The sequence below is a fragment of the Flavobacterium silvaticum genome, from assembly GCF_012911565.1.
Classification (GTDB): Bacteria; Bacteroidota; Bacteroidia; order Flavobacteriales; family Flavobacteriaceae; genus Flavobacterium; species Flavobacterium silvaticum.
In genome coordinates, this window is the sequence record NZ_JAAMPU010000071.1 from 1 (window position 1) to 2,038 (window position 2,038).

General features: G+C 33.3%; 2 protein-coding genes. Both read right to left on the minus strand.

The window, feature by feature from the left end; translation table 11 throughout:
* Positions 1–339: 339 nt before the first annotated feature.
* Positions 340–1,092, minus strand: coding sequence for a hypothetical protein (locus tag G6047_RS00305; protein ID WP_169525313.1), 753 nt, complete (start codon positions 1,090–1,092; stop codon positions 340–342).
* A 161-nt stretch (positions 1,093–1,253) separates the two neighbouring features.
* A complete protein-coding gene (locus tag G6047_RS00310; protein ID WP_169525315.1) occupies positions 1,254–1,889 on the minus strand; it encodes a DUF6000 family protein in 636 nt (211 codons plus the stop codon).
* Between the last annotated feature and the right edge of the window lie 149 nt (positions 1,890–2,038).

The following is a 2,038-nucleotide window of genomic DNA, read 5'->3' on the forward strand; positions in this document are numbered from 1 at the left end:
ACATTCAGTTTAGTCAAAGAAATTCTGTTATGTCTTATTATCTACGAACGGCGAAGCTTCGATCAGGAATTCGACAAAGAAAATGTGTGTTCACAGAAATTAATAATTAGACAAAGCTCATCCTGCATTTTGGCAAAAAGTAATACCAAAAAATTATTGCCAGTAATGGTCTTTGACTTTTGCGGCGATTGGCATGGAACACAACGTTTCACGGCTAAAAGAAGGCGCGGTTTCCGAAGATTGTAGTCTCGGCTGGACGTAAATGTAGTTAAAAAATGGCTGGTTCAATGACCTCAAAGGAGCGCTTTTTTTTAGCCGCTGTTATGGCGCGTACTCTAATTATCCAAAAGAATTATTTAGACTTTTGCTGTATACAAAATCACCTACTAAAAGTATTAGAAGAATTCCAATGTGGCAAAGTAAATCTAGCGCAGTATATCCATATAAAATATCAAATAAAACTAGTAAATAACAAATATTTAAAATTAAATACGTTAACCTGTTTTTTTGCGGTTCTATTAGATTGTAATGAAGTCGAAAAGGATAAAAATATTCCAATCGCAATTTTGTTTCATTATCAAGGCTTTCGATTTTTTCAATCTTTACAGGTCTAATAGTATTAACAACAAGAATCCAAATTGTAAAAATGATCAATGATAACCCAAAAAAATAAAATGCATAAATTTTATTGATGAAAATAAAATAGCCACTAACTGTTATAGAAAGCCAAGTCAAAATGGCAATAATAAAATAGATTTTATATTCTGTGTTAGGAAATTCTTCTTTTTCCAACAATATCCTTTCTTTTTCTTTTAACGAATGATTGTCATCTAAATATGATTTTACTCGGAAGAAAATAAAAAATATTGCAAAAAGGATTGTTTCAATTTCAGGGCAAACTACATCTTTATGCTCATCAATGCTGAGTTTTGTCAAACTTACCAGAATTGACCCAAAATTTGAAACAAATAATGTGTCGTTAAGATATCTAAAGGCGGATTTTGAATAATTTGTGGTTGCTAACACCTTCGCTGCGTGATTTTTCTTGGATTTAATATCTTTTATGCTTTCTTTTTCTAACTCATCTTCCATAGGATAAAGTTTGTAAGTATGTGCCATAACGTTTGGCCGGTAAAAGAAGGCGCGGCCTTAAATGATAGTTGTTTCGGTTGGAAGTAAATTTACTGAAAAAATGGTTGGTTCAATAAACTGAAAGCAGCGCTTTTTTTTACCGGCGGTTACTGGCGGTGTCACTAAACGGCCTGTAATTTTTGAATAAATTCGATTTGATTTTTCATATGTTCAAATTCAATTTCTTTTTTCCAATAGGGCTTATTAGTTAGAAAATTTTCCCAATCATTTAAGTGTTTAGCCAAATGATTTGTTTTGTTCACGTGGTCTAAATATTTTAACGCTGCCATCGCATCGCCTTGGTCAAACCAAAGATCAGGTTTTGACAAATAATATTCCAAATATTTGTCAATATATTGGACGGATTTCTCGGTGTTAAAATAGGCTAGCGCAATTGCGTAAATTTGACCAGCATAAGACACTTCACTTTTAAGAAAATGCACACCAATGATATCAATAAATTCAATATCATTTTTTATTGCTGCAAAGTAAGCTCCGGTCTGTCTGGTTCTCCAATCAAAATCGCCAAGAAGGCTTGCCAAAATATCTTTAGACATTTGTGGAATCTTAGAAACTAATTCACTTTGAAGTTCAGAATCTGTCACACCAATTTTCATATAATAGGGTAGAACCCAGTTTTGAATAAATGACTTATCTAAATCAAAATTATTTTGAAAGGAAGGGAGTTCTTGGAATGCTGTATTGATTACTGTTGCTCCGGCTGAATGCATTTTTATTCTTCTTTCTAACTCTTCCACTGTTTCATGATTTTTTTTGACATCGCCAGTAACGTTTTGCCGGTAAAAGAAGGCGCGGCCTTAAATGATAGTTGTCTCGGCTGGACGTAAATTTACTGAAAAAATGAATGGTTCAACGACCTGGAAGCAGCGCTTTTTTTTACCGGCGG

Excerpts from the sequence above, each read along its gene's own strand:
- G6047_RS00305 (WP_169525313.1), bottom strand. The coding sequence starts at position 1,092 with ATGGAAGATGAGTTAGAAAAAGAAAGCATAAAAGATATTAAATCCAAG.